Annotated in this window: 27 protein-coding genes and 1 tRNA gene; 22 read left to right on the top strand and 6 right to left on the bottom strand. The window is 63.6% G+C overall.

Annotation, left to right across the window (positions count from 1 at the left end; genetic code table 11):
- Positions 1–5: 5 nt before the first annotated feature.
- The 3 genes from IP68_RS12280 to IP68_RS12275 all read right to left on the bottom strand — a co-directional run bounded on the left by IP68_RS12280 (position 6) and on the right by IP68_RS12275 (position 986).
- A complete protein-coding gene (locus IP68_RS12280; RefSeq protein ID WP_054135289.1) occupies positions 6–383 on the bottom strand; it encodes a helix-turn-helix domain-containing protein in 378 nt (125 codons plus the stop codon).
- Positions 384–567: 184 nt separating this feature from the next.
- Positions 568–738: a hypothetical protein gene (locus tag IP68_RS20240; RefSeq protein ID WP_156318109.1), complete on the bottom strand. Its 171-nt coding sequence runs from the start codon at positions 736–738 to the stop codon at positions 568–570.
- The gene (locus tag IP68_RS12275) at positions 735–986 is read right to left on the bottom strand and encodes a transcriptional regulator (RefSeq protein WP_054135288.1); all 252 of its coding nucleotides are present in this window, start codon (positions 984–986) and stop codon (positions 735–737) included. The genes IP68_RS20240 and IP68_RS12275 overlap by 4 nt, the downstream gene beginning before the upstream one ends.
- Here IP68_RS12275 and IP68_RS12270 point away from each other — a divergent pair.
- From IP68_RS12270 to IP68_RS12205, 17 genes are all read left to right on the top strand, one after another.
- Positions 985–1,413, top strand: a complete 429-nt coding sequence (locus IP68_RS12270; protein ID WP_082382334.1) for a helix-turn-helix transcriptional regulator — start codon at positions 985–987, stop codon at positions 1,411–1,413. The genes IP68_RS12275 and IP68_RS12270 overlap by 2 nt on opposite strands.
- Positions 1,414–1,495: 82 nt before the next feature.
- Positions 1,496–2,017 carry a hypothetical protein gene (locus IP68_RS20235; RefSeq protein WP_197275794.1) on the top strand — a complete coding sequence of 174 codons (522 nt, stop codon included), beginning with the start codon at positions 1,496–1,498 and terminating at the stop codon, positions 2,015–2,017.
- Between the two features lie 186 nt (positions 2,018–2,203).
- On the top strand, positions 2,204–2,521 hold the full coding sequence (locus IP68_RS12260; RefSeq protein WP_054135285.1) for a hypothetical protein: 318 nt from the start codon (positions 2,204–2,206) through the stop codon (positions 2,519–2,521).
- On the top strand, positions 2,518–2,970 hold the full coding sequence (locus tag IP68_RS12255) for a hypothetical protein (protein WP_054135284.1): 453 nt from the start codon (positions 2,518–2,520) through the stop codon (positions 2,968–2,970). The genes IP68_RS12260 and IP68_RS12255 overlap by 4 nt, the downstream gene beginning before the upstream one ends.
- Before the next feature lie 112 nt (positions 2,971–3,082).
- A complete protein-coding gene (locus IP68_RS20750; protein ID WP_255352546.1) occupies positions 3,083–3,208 on the top strand; it encodes a hypothetical protein in 126 nt (41 codons plus the stop codon).
- A complete protein-coding gene (locus IP68_RS12250) occupies positions 3,205–3,624 on the top strand; it encodes a hypothetical protein (protein ID WP_054135283.1) in 420 nt (139 codons plus the stop codon). Before IP68_RS20750 ends, IP68_RS12250 begins: the two co-directional genes overlap by 4 nt.
- Positions 3,625–3,724: 100 nt before the next feature.
- Positions 3,725–3,853 (top strand): hypothetical protein, encoded by a 129-nt coding sequence (locus IP68_RS20745; RefSeq protein WP_255352545.1) that lies wholly within the window; start codon positions 3,725–3,727, stop codon positions 3,851–3,853.
- 4 nt (positions 3,854–3,857) lie between these two features.
- Positions 3,858–4,496, top strand: coding sequence for a lambda exonuclease family protein (locus IP68_RS12245; RefSeq protein ID WP_054135282.1), 639 nt, complete (start codon positions 3,858–3,860; stop codon positions 4,494–4,496).
- Entirely contained in the window at positions 4,493–5,749 is a 1,257-nt protein-coding gene (locus IP68_RS12240; RefSeq protein ID WP_231683961.1) for an ATP-binding protein, read from the top strand. Before IP68_RS12245 ends, IP68_RS12240 begins: the two co-directional genes overlap by 4 nt.
- Before the next feature lie 67 nt (positions 5,750–5,816).
- On the top strand, positions 5,817–6,131 hold the full coding sequence (locus IP68_RS12235; protein ID WP_156318105.1) for a hypothetical protein: 315 nt from the start codon (positions 5,817–5,819) through the stop codon (positions 6,129–6,131).
- Positions 6,131–6,364, top strand: coding sequence for a hypothetical protein (locus IP68_RS12230; protein WP_054135280.1), 234 nt, complete (start codon positions 6,131–6,133; stop codon positions 6,362–6,364). Before IP68_RS12235 ends, IP68_RS12230 begins: the two co-directional genes overlap by 1 nt.
- Positions 6,361–6,522, top strand: coding sequence for a hypothetical protein (locus tag IP68_RS20230; protein WP_156318103.1), 162 nt, complete (start codon positions 6,361–6,363; stop codon positions 6,520–6,522). The genes IP68_RS12230 and IP68_RS20230 overlap by 4 nt, the downstream gene beginning before the upstream one ends.
- Positions 6,519–6,815 carry a hypothetical protein gene (locus tag IP68_RS12225; protein WP_156318102.1) on the top strand — a complete coding sequence of 99 codons (297 nt, stop codon included), beginning with the start codon at positions 6,519–6,521 and terminating at the stop codon, positions 6,813–6,815. Before IP68_RS20230 ends, IP68_RS12225 begins: the two co-directional genes overlap by 4 nt.
- The gene (locus tag IP68_RS12220) at positions 6,815–7,699 is read left to right on the top strand and encodes a hypothetical protein (RefSeq protein WP_054135278.1); all 885 of its coding nucleotides are present in this window, start codon (positions 6,815–6,817) and stop codon (positions 7,697–7,699) included. The genes IP68_RS12225 and IP68_RS12220 overlap by 1 nt, the downstream gene beginning before the upstream one ends.
- A 136-nt stretch (positions 7,700–7,835) precedes the next feature.
- Positions 7,836–9,044, top strand: a complete 1,209-nt coding sequence (locus IP68_RS12215) for a tyrosine-type recombinase/integrase (protein WP_054135277.1) — start codon at positions 7,836–7,838, stop codon at positions 9,042–9,044.
- A 24-nt stretch (positions 9,045–9,068) separates the two neighbouring features.
- Positions 9,069–9,144 (top strand) — tRNA-Val (locus IP68_RS12210).
- Positions 9,145–9,259: 115 nt separating this feature from the next.
- Positions 9,260–9,457: a hypothetical protein gene (locus tag IP68_RS12205; protein ID WP_054135276.1), complete on the top strand. Its 198-nt coding sequence runs from the start codon at positions 9,260–9,262 to the stop codon at positions 9,455–9,457.
- A 13-nt stretch (positions 9,458–9,470) separates the two neighbouring features.
- On the opposite strand, the gene IP68_RS12200 is transcribed toward IP68_RS12205, so the two are convergent.
- Entirely contained in the window at positions 9,471–10,076 is a 606-nt protein-coding gene (locus tag IP68_RS12200; protein WP_054135275.1) for a TlpA disulfide reductase family protein, read from the bottom strand.
- Between the two features lie 19 nt (positions 10,077–10,095).
- Between IP68_RS12200 and argH the strand changes: the two genes are divergently transcribed.
- The 4 genes from argH to IP68_RS12180 are packed head-to-tail and all read left to right on the top strand — an operon-like array spanning position 10,096 to position 13,781.
- On the top strand, positions 10,096–11,469 hold the full coding sequence (gene argH / locus IP68_RS12195) for an argininosuccinate lyase (RefSeq protein WP_054135399.1): 1,374 nt from the start codon (positions 10,096–10,098) through the stop codon (positions 11,467–11,469).
- A gap of 2 nt (positions 11,470–11,471) precedes the next feature.
- Positions 11,472–11,720, top strand: a complete 249-nt coding sequence (locus IP68_RS12190; protein ID WP_369814860.1) for a hypothetical protein — start codon at positions 11,472–11,474, stop codon at positions 11,718–11,720.
- Positions 11,721–11,742: 22 nt separating this feature from the next.
- On the top strand, positions 11,743–12,999 hold the full coding sequence (lysA, locus tag IP68_RS12185; protein WP_054135273.1) for a diaminopimelate decarboxylase: 1,257 nt from the start codon (positions 11,743–11,745) through the stop codon (positions 12,997–12,999).
- On the top strand, positions 12,996–13,781 hold the full coding sequence (locus IP68_RS12180; protein ID WP_054135272.1) for a bifunctional precorrin-2 dehydrogenase/sirohydrochlorin ferrochelatase: 786 nt from the start codon (positions 12,996–12,998) through the stop codon (positions 13,779–13,781). The genes lysA and IP68_RS12180 overlap by 4 nt, the downstream gene beginning before the upstream one ends.
- Here the strand turns inward: IP68_RS12180 and IP68_RS12175 are convergent.
- Positions 13,750–14,172, bottom strand: coding sequence for a PaaI family thioesterase (locus IP68_RS12175; protein ID WP_082382332.1), 423 nt, complete (start codon positions 14,170–14,172; stop codon positions 13,750–13,752). The genes IP68_RS12180 and IP68_RS12175 overlap by 32 nt on opposite strands.
- Positions 14,173–14,175: 3 nt before the next feature.
- Positions 14,176–14,643, bottom strand: coding sequence for a PaaI family thioesterase (locus IP68_RS12170; RefSeq protein ID WP_054135271.1), 468 nt, complete (start codon positions 14,641–14,643; stop codon positions 14,176–14,178).
- 114 nt (positions 14,644–14,757) lie between these two features.
- Here IP68_RS12170 and IP68_RS20225 point away from each other — a divergent pair, with 114 nt between their 5' ends.
- Positions 14,758–14,916, top strand: a complete 159-nt coding sequence (locus tag IP68_RS20225; protein ID WP_156318100.1) for a hypothetical protein — start codon at positions 14,758–14,760, stop codon at positions 14,914–14,916.
- Positions 14,917–14,922: the final 6 nt, after the last annotated feature.

Here is a 14,922-nt window from a genome sequence, read left to right as displayed (position 1 = left end):
ATACGTCACGACCGCGCCACCTTCGTAGCAAGGCTGCTGATGACCCGCGCCCTCTCAGCCAGTGCAGCCTTGTCGCGGTGGCAAATCGACCCGTCGGACATGCGCTCGATGTGGTCGGCGGCATAGCCCGAGGTCGCCACCAGCAGTTCGTTCAGCAGGCCGTCACCCTCGCCATCGCTCACAACCTGCTTGCCCGCAGGCTCAAGGCAAAGGCTGGTCAGGTGATCGGGGATGACACGGCAGACTGCGACGAAATCGCCGAGCGCCATCTGGGCAGGGGCAAGGTCGCGCTTCCAGCTTTGCACGGTCGAAAGCGGGATGCCGGTTTCTGCTGCCAGGCGCTTTGCGGTGATGCCGTGGTCTCGCTCTGCGATCCGAAGCATTGCTTCCTGCTGGTGGAGAACGTCGTGTTTTGTTCCGTTTCGGTCGAACATGATCGTGGTGACTTTCCTCGGTAGAAGGGGCGTTATGGAAACTGCGATTTCATCAGGTGGATTGGTTGCCGGGGGAGGGATTTGCCGCCCTCTCCCCCGACGCCCTGGCGCGACCCAAGGGCAGACTGTTCATTCAGAGCATCCCGCGCTGCTGGCGTTGCAGAATCTGCTGGACGGCTTGAGCAGCGGCCTGCGCGGCGATGTCGCGGATCATGGCTTGCTGCTCGGGCGTGAACGGGCGCGGGTCGTGCACCTGCTGCCCGATGATGATTTCCGGCGCTGGGGCCGTGGTACGCCCGCTCATGCTGCGTCCGCCTGCTGGGCGGGGCGAGACATTTCTCGCTTGCGAGAGGCGTCACGCGGCGCACCGAAAATCAGGTCGTGCGCAGTGACCTTGCCATCAGTGGCGTCGACGATCGCTTTGATCGCGCTGTGCGATGCTTGCTGTTCGCCAAAGAGAATGCGCCCGATCGACGCGGCACTGAGCCCCGTCTGTCTGGCAAGCTCGGCGGGCGTCATCGCGCCGCTGTCAAAATAGGTGTCTAGGGTCATGCCCAAGACTTACACCCGATGTAAGTTAACGGTCAAGCCTGAATTACATCCGGCGGCATTATCAGGTTACACCCAGTGTCGTATTATCAGCGGCATGAGCGAACGTCGGATATACCTTAAGGAATGGCGCAAAAAGGCCGGGAAGACGCAGGCGCAGGTCGTCAGCGCGCTTGAGATGTTGGACGATCCGATGCTGCCCACCACAGAGGCGAGCCTTTCGCGGCTTGAGAATGGCAAGCAGCCCTATAGCGAGCGCGTTCTACTCGCGCTGTCCGACATTTATGCTTGTGAGCCTTGGGAGCTTATCGGCAGGCATCCGCAGAAAGAGGGGCTTGTCATTGACTTGGTTCGGCTACTGGATGAGCGCGAGCAAGAACGCGTTAGGGCTTACATCGAAGGCATCAGGGCAGCCAGTAACGGCGAATAGCCCCGTGGTCGGCGGAGAAATCGCGGCCCTAGGGCTTGCCGATTGGTGGCAATTTACCTTTCCTGAGGCAGAGCGCGAATGGATGGCCGACACCTACGCGCCCATGGGGTCGAACCCGGCGAATGGTCGGCCTTTGGTCGATGGTCGTTCAGGCAGGGTGCCGGACCAGGCTCCTTCACACCTTGCGCTGCTGGCCACTTGGTTCAGCAAGCCAGGGCATGACGAAACTGCCCTATTGGTCGCAGACAAATCCCTTGAGCTGATACACGATCAGATGCCGATCATTGATCGGCATTTCACCTATGGCAATCTGTGCAAGGTATTCTACCGCTGGCGTGAAACAGCGCCGGGCGCGCTCGACCGCGCTATTCAAGTCTGCGAAGCGTGCATCAGCTTCCACGAGCAGGCCGCAATCGCCATTCGCGCCGAGATGGGCATGATTCCGGCGCACGCCTGCTTTCGGCAGCTTCGCATCATCGAAGAAAAGGGCGGCAACTATGCTCGTGCGATCCAGCTCTGCCAAATGGCAAAGGCAGGCGGATGGGCCGACGATTGGGACCATGAGATTTCCCGGCTTCTGAAAAAGCAGGCCAAGCAGCTTTAACTCCCGCAGCCGTTATCAGCGGCGGCATTTTTCCATTTTCCTACACGCTCTGATGCTGCCATTGTCTGCGCGGGTGATTCGGCGCGCCATGCACCCAGCGTAATAAAAGTTACGCCCCATGCAATTTAGGCTTGCAGCAGACTTACACCCGGTGTAAGTGTTTCTCCAGACGAACTGGAGAGCATTATGCACACCACCTTCCACCTAACCCGCTGGCAGACGCCCTACAGGCTCGCAGCAACCGGCCCGATCTCTGGCCGCCCAATCGCCAGCCTTGCCGCATCCTTCCCCACCCGCGCCGCAGCAGAAGCCGCGATTGCGACCACCCCCGCCAGCCCCGGCGACTTCTTCACCATCGGCGTTGACGCTGCCCCGACGTTTCCGTTCGGGACGCAGTACAGCGGCAATGCAGCCGAGCTGCGGATCTACGGGCCGTGGGACAAGCGGCCTGCGATCGAGCGCTGCTATCAGGCGCTGATCATGCAGCGGAGGGCCGCGGCATGAGCGCCGGCACCCACCAGACCGCAGCCTGCCACAGCAGCATCGCAACTGACGGCATAGACGGCGCCACCGCCAAGATGCGCAACACCTACACCGCATGGAAGGTCAATGCCTTCCGCGCCGGTCAGGTTCAGCCGATCAAAGGCGATGGCCCGATCCTGCCCGACTTTGCGCAGAGCGTCGCTGTGCATTGCAGCCACAAGGATACGTTCATCGTTCTGGAAAAGGACGCCCTGACGCGCGGCCAGTGGCTGCACACCTATCAGGTCAAGCGCAAGTCGAAGCCACGCTATGTGCTGGTCGATCACCATACGCGCGCCGTGCATGATCTGTACGCCGAGCATGTGCTGACCGTCGAGGTTTCCGCATTCCAGCCGGTTGAGGTGTGGGCATGGTCGCCTGGCGCTGACACCGTTGGCCGCGACGCTGGGCTGATCGAGGTGTCGGCATGACCGACGATCCAGAAACCCCGCGCCAGCAGCTTGCAAGCCGCATGATGCTTGGCTTTGCCGGTGGCGGCGCGCTGGCCTTCACCGTCTACACGCTTGTTCGGTGGCTGTTCGGATGAAGCTCACGCCCCGCCAGCGCACCATCGCGCGCAACCTCGCCCTCATCCTTGGTTCGATCGGCATCATCTCGCTGTTCGTTGCCGCCGCCGTCTATTTCACTATCGAAAGGCTGTTCCCATGACACAGGTAGCACATACGCCGGGGCCTTGGGTCGCTGAACTCTCAAAGCGCGCCACCCACTGGGCTATTCGCCACTCCGCTCGCGGCAAGGGCGATGGCTATAACAACAGGGTGGCAGAGACTTGCCAATGGTCGCCAGCCACAGGGCCGCAGATCGGAGCACAAGAGGCTGGGGCCAACGCCGCCCGCATCGTCGCCTGCGTCAACGCCCTTGAAGGCATCCCCGACCCGTCAGTGGTGGGGGAGGTGATTGAGGCGCTGCGGTTCTATGCGGACCCGGAGGCTTGGAAGCACCTGCCCGTAAAGACCCGCGAAGGACTGCTTGGCGTCGAATACGAGAACGAGGCTTACAAGGTGCACAAGGATCGTGGCGGCATTGCCCGCGCCATCCTCGCCAAGCTCGACGGTGCAGCATGACCCCCTCCGCCATCATCAGCGCCCGCATGTGGTTCGCCGCGTTCACGCTGGTTGCGCTGGGCTGGGCTGGGGTCATCTGGCTTGCGCGGGGGGTGTTCGCATGACCCGCCCCCCGATCATCCTGGACGACGACGCCCCGCAGATCGAGCCGCAATGGCCGCTGGTGGTGATGCTGTGCGTGGGGGCTGTTGTCGCGCTGTTGGCGATTGTCGCCTCTGCTGGAGTTTGACGCGATGGGTATCACGATTCACAAGGACATAGTGCAGGGCGATCTTGAGTGGTTGCAGGCGCGGTGTGGGCTTTTGACTGCCTCGGAAGTCAAACTTCTGATCACCCCGACGCTCAAGCCCGCCAGCAATGATGCCGAGCGCAAGCACATCTACGAACTGGCTGCCCAACGCATAACCAACCACGTCGAGCCGATGTTCCAGAGCTTCGACATGATCCGCGGTCAGAACGACGAGGCCGAGGCTCGCCAGCGATACGCCGAGCACTACGGACCGGTGCGCGAAGTCGGGTTCATCACGAACGACAAGTGGGGCTTCACGCTGGGCTATTCGCCCGATGGCCTGGTTGGCGATGATGGCGCGATCGAATGCAAGTCCCGCAAGCAGAAGTATCAGGTGCAGACCGTGGTGGAATACGCGCTGAACGGCGCGATCCCTGCCGAGTTCATTATGCAGTTGCAGACCGGAATGCTGGTCGCTGAGCTCGACTGGATCGACTTCGTGAGCTTCTCCGAGAAGCTGCCGATGGCCGTCATCCGAGTGCATCCCGACGACAAGGTTCAAGCCGCGATCCTCGAGGCCGCGCAGGCTGCCGAGGCTCGGATTGCCCACATCATCCACACCTATCAGGAGCACGCACAATGAGTATCAGGTTCATCCCCGTTTCGGAAATCCACGACCCTTTGACCATCGCGCTCGGCATCAGTGGCGGCAGCGGCACCGGCAAGACGTTCACGTCGCTGCGCGTGGCGCGCGGCATGGCAGAGGCCATCACCGGCAAGAAGGGCTCGGCGATCGGCTATGTCGACACCGAGAACAAGCGCGCGCTGCACTACAAGGCCGCGTTCCCTGAAATGGCGCACTTCGACTTTGCCGCGATCGACGACAACGGCGAGCTGGTCGGGTTCGGCCCGGAACGCTGGATCGAGGTTATCGACGCCGCCGAGGCTGCCAAGCTGCCGGTGCTGATCATGGACAGCTTCTCGCACGCATGGGAAGGCGTCGGCGGCGTGCTCGACCTGCACGCCCAGGTGCTCGACCGCCTGGTGCAGGCTGCGCAGGTGCGCGCCAATGGCCGCTACGAGGTCGACCCGGCCAAGTTCAGCCAGCTGGCATGGGCAGAGGTGAAGCCGCGCTACCGCCGGCTGATTGACCGCATCGTGCGCGCCAAGACGAATATCATCATCTGCACCCGCGCCAAGCCGGTGATGCAGCAGGGCTTCGGCGACAAGGCGAAGAACGCGCGCAAGACCAAGACGCGCCGGGACGATGTGCCGTGGGATCCCGCCAGCGACAGCGACCTGATGTTCGAAATGACCGCGATGGTCATTCTGGACCCGTCGTCGCCCGGCTGCCCGGTCTACCAGATAAAGGTCGCTGACCAGTTCAAGGGCCTGTTCGATCCGCGCCAGCCGATGAGCGAGCAGACCGGGCACGCCATGGCAGAATGGGCCAAGGGGCAGGGCGGTGCGCAGGCGCAGAAAGAAACGATGGATCTCGCCCGCGACAAGGCCCGGATGGGTACTGCGGCGTTTACCGATTGGTGGCAGAGCGACGAGGGCAAGGCCGCGCGTGCCGTGGTGCGCCCGATCATGGACGAGGTAAAGGCGCTGTGCCGGGTCGCCGATGATGTCGCCAAGATCGAGGACGATTTGCCGTTCGGTCGCGGCGATGAAGGCCCCGACGACGAACAACTCGGCGAGGCACACAGCGACAGCATCCCCGCCTGGGTCGCCGACGAACAGCGCATCCGCGACCTGCTCGACACTGCGCAGAACCTGGCCGACGTCACCGCTGCAGAGGCCGAGCTCGAGCTGATCCGCGTGACCATCCCCGCCCTGCAGCTTGAAGCGCTCGATGCGCTGATCGCCAAGCAGAAAGCCAAGCACGCCGCATAGCCTCACCCCAGAACCGGGCGGCGAGGATGCAAAAGAGCCGCCCGGTCATTTTTTGAAGGAATTGATGATGAGCATGTTCGGATTGATGACGAGGCGGGCGCATGACGTGGCGATGGCAGGGCAGGGGGTCGCGTTCGATACCGCCCGCTCTGCTCTGCGCGGCGAGATTCAGGAACTCGACAAGGCGCTCAAGGAAGCCGAGCGCAAGGCCCGCGAACTCGACGGGCTGGCCAGCAAGTTCCAGACGCGGGCCAAGCGGCTCGAGCTCGACAATGTCGCGCTGGTTGCTGAGATCGACCGCCTGCGCCCGATCGCTGAGAAGGCCGAGGCGCGGAAGGCTCAGGCGCTGGCGAACTTGAAGCAGAATCGGAGGGCGGCGTGATGGCAGAAGATGTGCCCCACGGCGTCGAACTGTCGCCAGCAGAAAAGGCATGGATTGCCGAGACTGTCGATCAAATCGTCGGGCAGGCAAAAGGACCGCTGGTCACAGTGAACAAGCACTATCCGCGCGGCTTCAATGCGTTCGCGCATGGGTTCCTGCTGGCATGGGGCGCGGCAACGTTCATCGGGCTTGTCGTCCTGAGTTCCAACATTTTGGAATGGATCAAATCATGACCACCCCCACCCCCTACGCCCACAACCCGCGCTGGGCCGCAGTTCACCTCGCAGGCGACCGCCGCCGCAATGATCCGAGCGCCATCGTGCATGGCCGCGACGGGGTGACGCATCCGTTCTGGGCGCCTGAGTGGAAGTTGAAAAAGGACGCGCGATGATGGCGTATGATGAAACCCCAGAGATCGAATGCCCCGACTGCAATGGGCATGGCGAGCGCAACACAGCCATGCCGAGCCAACGCGCCCGGTATCTGCGCCTCGACGATGTGTCGCCGGATGATTGCACCGAGCCTTGCCCCGACTGCGGCGGCAAGGGCTGGCGTCCGATGACCGACGAAGAACGCGACGACCGCGCGGCAGATGCGTTCAGCGATATGTGCGAGGGCGAGCCGCCGATTACGATGCCAGAGCGGCAGGCGGTGGCCTGGCGCGAGAAGCAGGGGGTGCGGTGATGGCCAATCCCTTCTACATCACTGGCCCAGCGCTGATCAGTTTTTCGGGCGGCAGAACGTCCGCCTACATGCTTTGGCGCATCTTGCAAGCGCACGGCGGGACGCTGCCCGACGACGTCCATGTCTGCTTTGCCAACACCGGAAAAGAGCGCGCGGAAACACTGCGCTTCGTGCATGAGTGCGGAAGCCGATGGGGCGTCCACGTCCACTGGCTCGAATGGCAGGATCGCAGGAGGAAAACCCCCGCTGTGCTGCGCTACGCCGAGGTTGGTTTCAACAGCGCAAGCCGCAAGGGTGAGCCGTTCAAGGCTTTGATTAAGAGCAAAAGCGCGGTCCCGAACGCCTATCAGCGCTGGTGCACGACGCACCTGAAGTTTCAGGTTTGCTGCGACTTCATGGAGGTGAAGGGCCATCCGACGTGGAAGAATGTCATCGGCCTGCGCGCTGACGAAATGCACCGCGTTTTCAAAAAGCTGTCGGAGAACCATGAGCAGGACAACTGCTGGACCAACATGATGCCGTTGGCTGACGGACTTGTGCGCAAGGCTGATGTCCTGCGGTTCTGGCTTGGCAGCAACATTGACCCCTTGAACCTGACTGAACCACTCCCCCAAGGATTTGATCTTTGCCTGCCGCTTTGGGACGGCAACTGCATCATGTGCATGATGAAGGCGCGGAAGGTGCTGGAGCATATCTGCCGGACAGACCCAGACGAGGCCCGCGACTGGGCTGAAATGGAGCGAATCGGCGGCGGCACCTTTACCACCGAGTATAGCATCAATGACCTCCGCCATGCTGTCCAGCGGTCGCCGCAGCTTCCGCTCGAAGGCGATTTCGACGAACACGACGCCGAATGCGGCGCCCATTGCGGAGAGGCAGCATGACCTACCAATCGATCGCCACCAAATTCCGCCGCGCGCTTCGTAACAAGACCGGCGCGACCTTCACTCTGGACCAACTCAAGCAACTGGCAGAAGTTGGCGTATTGAACCACCTGGCCCAACTGGAAAGCGAAGAACTGTGCGCGACCAATTCGAATACGGCAACTGCTGGCTCACCTTCCGACGAGACGGAAAAGCGGAAGGGATCTACCAGATCGCTCGACGCGACCGAGGCTCAGTCGTTTATCGCAGCACTCGGACGCGGGACTATGAGCAGGCCAAAGGCGAGCTGATAGCCTATGTCGAACTGCGCAATGCCAAGGGGAGGCAAGACCCGGATGCCGCAAAGGTCGTCCCGTTGCTGGTCACCTATTGGCGGGAGCGCGGGTCCAAGAAGATCCGGCCCGCGCAGATCGCGTCCAGCCTGCGCCAGTTCATCGGCTTTCTGATGCAGGACGAACTCGGCCCCGCGGCCACCGTGGCGCAGATCACCCCCGAGGTGTTCCGGCGCTTTCAGGCATGGCGCATGGCTCCGCACAGCTACGAGGTCGCCTTTGAGGGCGAAACCTACAGCCACGAATCGAAGGGCGTGAACGGCGAGAGCGTGCAGCGCAATTTCGATGACCTGTCGTCCGCATTCCGGCATCACGAAAGGGAAGGGCGGATACCGCTCGGCCCGCGTGTTCCGCGCGTGGATCAGGACTTGCGCAGCGAACCGCGCGACCTGCACCTGACATACGAACAGCTTGGCGCGATGATCGGCTATGCTCGTCAATTGTCCGACAAGAGCCTGTTGCGCTTCATGCTGCTGATGCTGGCGACGTGCGCGCGGTCGGAGGTCGCGGCGCTGTTCGATCCTGCCAGCCAGTATAGCCCCGCTACGGGCATCATCGACCTGCATCCGGCTAATCGCAAGCGGACACACAAGCGCAATGCCCTGGTGCCTGCTATCGAACCGCTCAAGTCTGTGCTGGACGAATGGGCGGCAGACGGTGCTACGCCGAGCAAGAGCCGCAAGACGGCCTGGCGGACAATGCGCCGCGCGCTGGGGCTGCCCGATGATACGCTGCCGACCACCATCCGGCACACCGTTGCCACCAACCTGCGCAATGACCGCATCAGCCCCGCCGCCGTCATCAGCGAGTTCATGGGCCACGTCGGCCTGACCGCGACCACTAAACGCTATGCGAAACTCGACCCGGAATATCTCGCAGACATCAAACCGGGGTTGACCACCATCTGGGAGCGGGCCATGGAGGCTGCCGAGGCGTGGGGCCGTGACCACTGCCTGACCACCGGGACACGAGGCGACAAGTTTGCTGTTGTCGAAAGGTCCGGAGAATGCTAGAAAATAGCCATATCACGGAACATGGGGCGATTAGCTCAGTTGGTAGAGCATCTCGTTTACACCGAGAGGGTCGGCAGTTCGAGCCTGTCATCGCCCACCATGATCCGCGAAATCCACCCGAATTTGTTGCCCGTTTGCAACGCCCGACAGGCGAATCGCCTGCGTTGGGTTTTGTTCAGCAACCGGTCAGGCAGGCGGTTTCAGACAATGCGCCCATGCCGGGTCATCTCCTTCTTGCCATAGCGCTGGGCGCTGCCACCATCGGCGGCGCGGCGATGCTGGCGACGGTGGATCGCGGGACGCCTGCGCAGGGCGAATGCCTCAGCAAGAAGCGCGTCATTTCCGGCACCGCGCGGATCAAGCGCGCCGAGCCGCGCAGGCGCTGTCATGTGATCGTGCCGATCCTGATGTGATCGGCCTGCACCGTCAGCCCTTTGCGAGCGTCTCTTCCATCAGCGCGGATGCCCGGGTACCGTTCCAGTCCATTCCGCCGATCATCCGCCACACTTCCTTGCCCTCGGCATCGTACAGCACGGTGGTGGGCATCACCCCGGTCATGTAGCTGAAGCCCAGGTTGTTTTCCGGATCGACGAACGGCTGGATCGTCTTGTAGCCCTTTTCGGCGAAGAACGGCTTGATCGCGTCGAGGTTCTGCATGTCCTGCGACACTGTGAGCACCACCAGCCGGTCCTTCTCGCGCGCTGCCAGAGCGTCCAGAGTGGGCATCTCGACCACGCATGGTCCGCACCACGTCGCCCACAGGTTGACCAGCACCGGCTTGCCCTTGAAGGCGGCCAGGCTGGTGGTCTTGCCGTCGGGATCGTTGAAGGTCACGTCGGGCGCAGCCTTGCCACGTTGCGAGATATCGAGCGTGCCCGACAGCGGGACCGAAGGACCCGCTTTTTGAGCAGTTTTTTCGGACTGAGCGGGTTGCTCCGAGGCAGGGGATTGCCTATCGCACGCCCCAGTTGCCAGCGCGGCAAGAGCCACCACCGGCCAGATGCGCTTGCTGGAAAAATGGGCGATACGCATGGGTAACAACTCCAACAGCATGTGGGGCGGACGGTTTGCCGCAGGGCCATCCGATGTGATGCGGGCCATAAACGCCTCCATCCCGTTCGACAAGGCGCTGTGGCGGCAGGATATCGATGGCTCGCTGGCGCATGTCGCGATGCTGGGCGCGCAGGGGATCATCCCGACGGACGATGCCGAGGCTATCACTTCTGGCCTCAAGCAGATCGCACAAGAATATGCCGCCAACGGCGTGACCGAAGACTGGTCGCTCGAGGACATCCACATGCATGTCGAGGCACGGCTGGCCGAGCTGATCGGGCCTGCTGCCGGACGCCTGCACACCGCGCGCTCGCGCAACGACCAGGTCGCCACCGATTTTCGCCTCTGGGTGCGCGATGCCTGCGATGCCGCCGATGCCGCGCTGAAGGCGCTGCAGACCGCATTGGTCGACCGCGCCGCCGAACATGCCGATGCGATCATGCCGGGCTTCACCCACTTGCAGATCGCCCAGCCGGTGACGCTCGGCCATCACCTGCTCGCCTATTACGAGATGTTCGCGCGCGATCGCGACCGCTTTGCCGCTGCGCGTGCGCGGATGAACCAATGCCCGCTGGGCTCTGCAGCGCTCGCTGGAACCGGCTTTCCGATTGACCGCGATGCGACCGCCAGCGCGCTGGGCTTCGAGCGCCCCACCGCCAACTCGCTCGATGCCGTATCGGACCGCGATTTCGCGCTCGATTACCTCACCGCCGCCTCGCAATCCGCGCTGCATCTTTCGCGGCTGGCCGAAGAGTTCATCATCTGGGCAAGCCAGCCCTATGGCTTCGTCAAGCTGCCCGACAGCTTTTCGACCGGATCGTCGATCATGCCGCAGAAGCGCAACCCCGATGCCGCCGAGCTGGTCCGCGGCCATGCCGGGCGGATCATCGGCTGCCAGACCGCGCTGATGATCACGATGAAGGGCCTGCCGCTCGCCTATTCCAAGGACATGCAGGACGACAAGCCACCGGTGTTCGAATGCGAAGGCCTGCTGATGCTGAGCCTGGCCGCGATGACCGGGATGGTGGCCGAAACCACATTCGAGACCGCAGCGATGCGCAAGGCCACCGAGCGCGGCTTTGCCACCGCGACCGATCTGGCCGACTGGCTGGTGCGGCAGGCGGGAATCCCGTTCCGCGAGGCGCACCATATCACCGGCGCGGTGGTCAAGCTCGCCGAACAGCGCGGCGTGGCGCTCGACACGCTGCCGATCGCCGATCTGCAGGCGATCGATGCGCGGATCAGCGAGGCGGTCTACCCCGCGCTGTCGGTCGACGCATCGGTCGCCAGCCGCAACAGCTATGGCGGCACCGCGCCCGATCAGGTACGGGTGCAGGTGGCGCGCGCTCAGGCTGCGCTCAACGGAGAATGACGATGGCGCGTGCCTCCAACCTGCTGCTGGCTGCGGTCGCAATCCTGGCGCTGGCCGCCTGTGGCAGCCGCCAGAAGCTGACCGCGGTCGAAGGCACCGCGCCTGCGCCCACGGCCTATGGCGCCTCGATGGTGGCTGCGCCCGATCAGTTGATGGAGCCCAGCACCCAGTCGCGTCCCGAACGCAATGTCGAGCTGCGGCGAAAATCCGAGGCGCGCGCCGACGACCCGTTCGACCTTCCTCCCGAGTAACAGTCAAAAGGCTCCGTTCCACATGGACCATTTCTCGCTGATTGGCGGCCAGCTGCACGCCGAGCAGGTGCCGCTGGCGCGCATTGCCGATGAAGTCGGCACGCCCGTCTATGTCTATTCGCGCGCGACGCTGGAGCGCCATGCCGATGTCTTCCGCGACGGGCTGGCGGGCGTTCCGCGCAAGCATCTGGCGTTCGCCGTCAAGTCGAACCCCAATCTGGCGGTGCTCAAGGTGCTGGCTCAGCGTGGTTATGGCGCGGATGTCGTTTCGGGTGGCGAGCTCGACCGCGCACTCGCCGCAGGAATTGCGCCTGCCGACATCGTGTTCTCGGGCGTGGGCAAGACCGCGGACGAAATCCGCCATGCGCTGGCAACCGGCATCGGCCAGTTCAACATCGAATCCGAAGAAGAAGGCGAGATGCTCGCTGCGGTCGCGGACTCGATGGGGCTGAGCGCCGCCGCGGTGCTGCGGATCAATCCTGACGTCGATGCAGGCACCCATGCCAAGATCTCGACCGGCAAGGCAGACAACAAGTTCGGCGTCGGGCTGCATGTCGGGCCGGGGATCTATGAGCGCCTGTCGCAGCTGCCCGGGATCGGGCTGCGCGGGGTCGCGGTGCATATCGGCAGCCAGCTGCTCAGCCTCGATCCGCTCGAGGCTGCATTCGGCAAGATAGGCCAGCTGGTCGCCGATCTGCGCGGCGCGGGGCATGCCATCACGCATGTCGATCTGGGCGGCGGGCTTGGCGTTCCGTATCAGGCCGGGAGCAACCCGCCATCGCCTGCCGATTATGGTGCGCTGGTCGCGCGGGTGACTCGCGACTGGGATGCTACGATCCAGTTCGAGCCGGGTCGCGTGATTGCGGGCAACGCCGGTGTGCTGCTCACCCGGGTGATCCGGGTAAAGCCCGGGATCCAGCACCCTTTCGTGGTGGTCGATGCGGCGATGAACGATCTGGCGCGCCCGGCCCTGTACGATGCCTGGCATGACTTCGAAGCGGTGGCACCCGATGGCACCCGGATGATGGCCAATATCGTCGGCCCGGTGTGCGAGAGCGGCGATACGTTCGCGATGGGCCGCGATATCGACACCGTTGCCGCAGGCGATCTCGCCGTGTTCCGCACCGCAGGCGCCTATGGCGCTACGATGGCGAGCAGCTACAACAGCCGCGGCATCGTCGCCGAGGTGCTGGTCGATGGCGACCGCTTTGCCGTGGTCGCCAACCGCATCACCCCTGCCGAGATCATGGCCGCAGAGCAGGTGCCGGACTGGCTGTGAACCAGCTGCCGATCTTCCTCAACCTGCGCGATCGCCCGGTGATCCTGCTGGGCGATGGCGAGGCGGCAGATGCCAAGCGGCGGTTGATCGAGCGTTCGGGCGGGATCTGCGTCGGGGAGGAAAATCACGACGCCCGGCTGGCGATCGTCGCGCTGGAGGATGAGGACGAAGCGATCGCAGCGGTCGCCCGGCTCAAGGCGCGCGGACTGATCGTCAACGCGGTCGACCGGCCTGCTTTGTGCGATTTCACTACGCCTGCGATCATCGACCGCGATCCGGTGCTGATCGCGATCGGCACCGGCGGCGCATCGGCGGGGCTCGCCAAGGCGCTGCGCCAGCGGCTCGAGGGCCTGCTCCCCGCGACGCTGGGCGATCTGGCGCGCAGGCTCGATGCCGCGCGGGACGCCATCAGGCAGCGCTGGCCGGGTGGTGCCGAGCGCAGGCGCGCGATCGATGCCGCGCTGGCACCCGGCGGTACGCTCGATCCGCTGAGCGATCATGCCGCGGATGCGGTGGCCGTCTGGATCGCTGGCGGCGGGGCAGGGGTGTCGGCGGGACGCTACGAGATCGCGATTGCATCACCCGATCCGGATGAGCTGACCTTGCGTCAGGTGCGGCTGCTGGGTAGCGCCGATCTGGTGCTGCACCCTTCGGACATGCCGCCTGCAATCCTTGCCCGTGCCAGAGCCGATGCCGCCATGCGGATCGACGATGAAGAAGACGGTGCGCCCGAGGGTGTGGTCGTGCGGCTTATCTGGGCGCCGACAGCAGGAAGTTCATGAACACGGTGGCGATCGGCTTGGCCGGGTCGTCCTGCCAGGCCTTGGCTTCGACATTGGCCACCCGCCGTCCGATCCTGGTCACTTCGCCCACCGCATAGGTGCGCAGTTCGCGTCCGCCGCGCATGAAGTTGATGGTGATGTTGACCGGCTTGATCTTCAGGTCGCTCTCGTCCTTGCCCAGCGTCACCCGCAGCGCCGCGATCGCGGCGACTTCCATCAGCCCGCTGAGCGCGCCACCGTGCAGGAAGCCGGGGCGCCCCATCACGGAAGGGCCGTAATCATAGGCGATGACCGGAAGCCCGGCGTGCATTTGGTCGACGGTCATCCCCATGGTGGTCGCGAACGGCGGCATGAAACCCAGGACGGTTGCGATGGTGTCTTTCTCGCTCATCGGTCAGGCCAGAAAGTTTTCGACGCGGATGAAGGTCCCTGCGACGTGCGCGACCGGGTCATCGGGATCACCGTCATGGGCGATGCCGCGGACAAAGGCCATCGAGCGCGTGGTCTTGTAGCATTCGCCGCGTCCGATCACGGTCTTGCCGGGGGTCGCGGGGCGCATGTAATCCACCCTGAGGTCGAGCGTCACTTGAGGCCGGAACTTGCCGATCGCCGTCCAGACCGACAGGCTAGTGGCGTTGTCCATCAGGCTGATGATCGGACCCGATGCGATCACCCCGCTGTCGACATCGCCGACGAGCCCGGGGGCATAAGGCAGCGCGAGCTCCACCCAGTTGTCGCCGTGTGCGCTGTAGAGGATACCCAGATGGCCGCTATGGCCGTGGGTCGACATCATGGTCTGGAACATGCCGGGGTCGAAACCGTCGTTCAGGTCGGCAGCTTCGGGGGTCAGGTCGTCATTCATCGCAAGGGGTTCGATTCGCAGCGGTTCGGATTAATGGACTATAACTGGCAAAGCCGCGGCAAGCTCTGCACTCTCCCGCCTGTTCGTCAACCCCAAGGACAGGAGAAGCCAGCTATGCCATCCGGAAATCCCGCACCCAGGATCGACGTGAACGATCTGCCGGACCTCGATTCCCCTGTCGCGCTGCACGGGGCACGGCTCGATGTCAGCCCCTGCACGGGGGTCAGCGACGATCTGTGGATCATCGCGGTGATCCTGGTTTACGAAAACTGACGCAGC

The organism is Blastomonas sp. AAP25, from assembly GCF_001295965.1.
Classification (GTDB): domain Bacteria; phylum Pseudomonadota; class Alphaproteobacteria; order Sphingomonadales; family Sphingomonadaceae; genus Blastomonas; species Blastomonas fulva.
This window is presented reverse-complemented; position numbering and strand designations above follow the sequence as displayed.

Bases quoted from the DNA above. Each gene is read 5' to 3' on its own strand.
- IP68_RS12280 (WP_054135289.1), bottom strand. From the start codon at position 383: ATGCTTCGGATCGCAGAGCGAGACCACGGCATCACCGCAAAGCGCCTG.
- IP68_RS20240 (WP_156318109.1), bottom strand. From the start codon at position 738: ATGAGCGGGCGTACCACGGCCCCAGCGCCGGAAATCATCATCGGGCAG.
- IP68_RS12270 (WP_082382334.1), top strand. From the start codon at position 985: ATGCCCAAGACTTACACCCGATGTAAGTTAACGGTCAAGCCTGAATTA.
- IP68_RS12275 (WP_054135288.1), bottom strand. From the start codon at position 986: ATGACCCTAGACACCTATTTTGACAGCGGCGCGATGACGCCCGCCGAG.
- IP68_RS20235 (WP_197275794.1), top strand. From the start codon at position 1,496: ATGGCCGACACCTACGCGCCCATGGGGTCGAACCCGGCGAATGGTCGG.
- IP68_RS12260 (WP_054135285.1), top strand. From the start codon at position 2,204: ATGCACACCACCTTCCACCTAACCCGCTGGCAGACGCCCTACAGGCTC.
- IP68_RS12255 (WP_054135284.1), top strand. From the start codon at position 2,518: ATGAGCGCCGGCACCCACCAGACCGCAGCCTGCCACAGCAGCATCGCA.
- IP68_RS20750 (WP_255352546.1), top strand. From the start codon at position 3,083: ATGAAGCTCACGCCCCGCCAGCGCACCATCGCGCGCAACCTCGCCCTC.
- IP68_RS12250 (WP_054135283.1), top strand. From the start codon at position 3,205: ATGACACAGGTAGCACATACGCCGGGGCCTTGGGTCGCTGAACTCTCA.
- IP68_RS20745 (WP_255352545.1), top strand. From the start codon at position 3,725: ATGACCCGCCCCCCGATCATCCTGGACGACGACGCCCCGCAGATCGAG.
- IP68_RS12245 (WP_054135282.1), top strand. From the start codon at position 3,858: ATGGGTATCACGATTCACAAGGACATAGTGCAGGGCGATCTTGAGTGG.
- IP68_RS12240 (WP_231683961.1), top strand. From the start codon at position 4,493: ATGAGTATCAGGTTCATCCCCGTTTCGGAAATCCACGACCCTTTGACC.
- IP68_RS12235 (WP_156318105.1), top strand. From the start codon at position 5,817: ATGAGCATGTTCGGATTGATGACGAGGCGGGCGCATGACGTGGCGATG.
- IP68_RS12230 (WP_054135280.1), top strand. From the start codon at position 6,131: ATGGCAGAAGATGTGCCCCACGGCGTCGAACTGTCGCCAGCAGAAAAG.
- IP68_RS20230 (WP_156318103.1), top strand. From the start codon at position 6,361: ATGACCACCCCCACCCCCTACGCCCACAACCCGCGCTGGGCCGCAGTT.
- IP68_RS12225 (WP_156318102.1), top strand. From the start codon at position 6,519: ATGATGGCGTATGATGAAACCCCAGAGATCGAATGCCCCGACTGCAAT.
- IP68_RS12220 (WP_054135278.1), top strand. From the start codon at position 6,815: ATGGCCAATCCCTTCTACATCACTGGCCCAGCGCTGATCAGTTTTTCG.
- IP68_RS12205 (WP_054135276.1), top strand. From the start codon at position 9,260: ATGCCGGGTCATCTCCTTCTTGCCATAGCGCTGGGCGCTGCCACCATC.
- IP68_RS12200 (WP_054135275.1), bottom strand. From the start codon at position 10,076: ATGCGTATCGCCCATTTTTCCAGCAAGCGCATCTGGCCGGTGGTGGCT.
- argH (WP_054135399.1), top strand. From the start codon at position 10,096: ATGTGGGGCGGACGGTTTGCCGCAGGGCCATCCGATGTGATGCGGGCC.
- IP68_RS12190 (WP_369814860.1), top strand. From the start codon at position 11,472: ATGGCGCGTGCCTCCAACCTGCTGCTGGCTGCGGTCGCAATCCTGGCG.
- lysA (WP_054135273.1), top strand. From the start codon at position 11,743: ATGGACCATTTCTCGCTGATTGGCGGCCAGCTGCACGCCGAGCAGGTG.
- IP68_RS12175 (WP_082382332.1), bottom strand. From the start codon at position 14,172: ATGAGCGAGAAAGACACCATCGCAACCGTCCTGGGTTTCATGCCGCCG.
- IP68_RS12170 (WP_054135271.1), bottom strand. From the start codon at position 14,643: ATGAATGACGACCTGACCCCCGAAGCTGCCGACCTGAACGACGGTTTC.
- IP68_RS20225 (WP_156318100.1), top strand. From the start codon at position 14,758: ATGCCATCCGGAAATCCCGCACCCAGGATCGACGTGAACGATCTGCCG.